The organism is Streptomyces sp. SM1, from assembly GCF_002910825.1.
GTDB lineage: Bacteria > Actinomycetota > Actinomycetes > Streptomycetales > Streptomycetaceae > Streptomyces > Streptomyces okerensis.
In genome coordinates this window covers 1-2,192 of record NZ_NEUB01000781.1, presented here as the reverse complement: position 1 = coordinate 2,192, position 2,192 = coordinate 1, and the positions used below count along the sequence as shown (strand labels likewise).

The 2,192-nt window shown below is 66.5% G+C and carries 3 protein-coding genes; 1 reads left to right on the top strand and 2 read right to left on the bottom strand.

Annotated features, from left to right (window positions below):
- The coding region (locus B9S61_RS24020; protein ID WP_146064868.1) for a transposase at positions 1–894 on the bottom strand (894 nt) is incomplete at its 3' end.
- A 275-nt stretch (positions 895–1,169) separates the two neighbouring features.
- Between B9S61_RS24020 and B9S61_RS24015 the strand changes: the two genes are divergently transcribed.
- Positions 1,170–1,778 carry a type IIL restriction-modification enzyme MmeI gene (locus B9S61_RS24015; RefSeq protein WP_146064938.1) on the top strand — a complete coding sequence of 203 codons (609 nt, stop codon included), beginning with the start codon at positions 1,170–1,172 and terminating at the stop codon, positions 1,776–1,778.
- Positions 1,779–1,805: 27 nt separating this feature from the next.
- Here B9S61_RS24015 and B9S61_RS24010 read toward each other — a convergent pair.
- The coding region (locus B9S61_RS24010; protein WP_146064891.1) for a transposase family protein at positions 1,806–2,192 on the bottom strand (387 nt) is incomplete at its 5' end.

The window sequence follows — 2,192 nt, the reverse complement described above, 5'->3', positions numbered from 1 at the left end:
GCCCTTGGCGGCCCAGCGCGCGTCGGTGTCGTAGGGGGAGGCCAGGCGGATACTGCCGGGCGGGACGCCGTCTGTCTCGGCCTCCCGCTTCCTGACCACCTCCCGCCCGCGCGCATCGGTGTGCAGGTAGTAGGTCTGCACCAGCACCTGCCGCAGGGTCTGCACGGCCTCGATGTCGCGGATCCAGGGCGGGGCGGCAGGCGCGTAGGCCGCCCGGCACAGCGTCAGGGCGTCCTGGCCGAAGACGTGGGCCAGCTTCTCGCGCTTGGTCTGGGACGACGGCATCGTCCAGCCGTTGATCCGCTCGCCGTAGCGGTGGGCGAACTCCGCCACGTCGATCGTGTCCGACAACCAGGACGGTGCCGCGACCGCGAGTGCTTCCAGGGCCGCGCGGACGCTCTCCCCGGCCAGCTCCGTGCGGTTCAGGTCCCGCACCGCGCCGATGACGTGGGTGGCGTCGGTGCGCTGCCTGCCGCCGGCGGCCACCAGGCCGGCATCCTTGCAGTACTCCAGCAGCCGGTCGAACACCACTCGTTCCAGGCCGTGTTCGGCAAGGCGGGCGCGGAAGCGGGGCAGCACGGTGTGATCGAAGCCGGTGTCGGCGAGCTCCATCCCGAGGGCGTACTTCCAGTCGATGGCCCGCACCGTCATGGCCGCGGCCTGCCGGTCGGTCAAGTTCTCAGCGAACTGCAGCACCGTCACCAGCGACAGCACACCCGGCGACAGCCCAGGGGCGCCGCGCGTACCGAACGCCTCGGCGAACGGCTCGTCGGCGAACACCTCGGCCAGCCGGTCGCGGACCCGTATCGGCAGGCTCCCTTTGGGGAAAGCCTTGCGGGCGATCTTCGCGGTCTGCTCCGGTACCGGTGGCAGGGCCTTGGGCTGCATCGACATCTCTCACCCCTGCGGCCGAGGAACGGGGAAACCGGCCGCAGGGCCGATCATGCCGCAGCCATCGGACTCCGCGTCAGGAATTGCGCACCAGAGTCCAGCTCCAGCCCAAAGCCGCTCCACCGACCTTGCTGGGCAGCCAACCCTGCGATTTAACACGATATGGATGCAGTCTGCACTGCACGCTCGGCCGCACCGCAGCCGCCGATGCCAGCAGGGCACCACTTGCGCAACGCAGCGTTGTTGTTTGTTACAGCGTGCAGTCGTAAGATCCACGCATGGCGAAGCCCTTGTCCCTGAACGAGATCCGCATTCGTGCCGCAAGGTTTTTTGGTGAGTGGAAAAACTCGCCTGGAGATGAGCGGCAAGATGCTCAGTCGTTCGTGCGTGATCTCCTGAAGGTCTACGGCGTTACCGAGACCCGCGCTGCGTTCTATGAGAAGCGTGTCAGGAAAGCTTCTTCAGGTGGACAGGGATACATCGACGCCCTCATACCAGGCTTGGCCCTGATCGAGATGAAGTCGGCGGGAAAGAACCTCGTCGTTGCCGAACAGCAAGCTTTGGACTATGTGAACGGCCTGACCGAGGCCGAGTCCCCACGCTGGATACTCACTAGCGATTTCAAGAAGTTCCGCCTTCTGGACCTAACCGCCCCCCAAGGCGAAGACGTCACTGAATGGAGCATCGAGGACTTCCCCAAGAACTCGGATCGCTTGGCATTCTTCGCCGGTTATGGGGTGCGGCAGTTCGCTTCACGCGCGCAGGAGCAGGCCTCCATCTCAGCCGCACAACTCATGGCCGACCTTTACGAGAGCCTTGAAGGCTCAGGGTACGACGATCACTCTGCCAGTGTCTTCCTGGTGCGCACACTGAACTCTTCTCGGTAACGCCTCGTGACGTTTTGTGATCTTCGTTCAGGCGGTGCGGTCGTGCTCGAGCTGGAGCAGGACGAGGGCGGCTCGGGCGATGCGGGTGATGGCCGAGGGGTCGAGGCTGACCCTGCGCAGGGCCTTGAAAGTGACCTTCAGCAGGGCGTTGGCACGTTCGGCGACGGCGTGGACGCCTCGGATCACGGCGTTGAACGCCTGGTCGGGCTCGGCGAGTTCACCGCCCTTGGGCTTCTTGACCGGGTGACGGAAGCCGGGCCCGGCGTTCTCGTAGCCGAGGTCGGTCAGGGTGGGGACGCCCAGGGTGGCGGCGAGCCGGTTCAGGGCGTCGACCAGTCCGTGGGCCCGTGCGCAGGTGGTGTCATGCTCGCGGCCCGGGCGGACCGGGGAGACCCAGAGGGGCCAGCCGTCCGG

Excerpts from the sequence above, each read along its gene's own strand:
- B9S61_RS24015 (WP_146064938.1), top strand. The coding sequence starts at position 1,170 with ATGGCGAAGCCCTTGTCCCTGAACGAGATCCGCATTCGTGCCGCAAGG.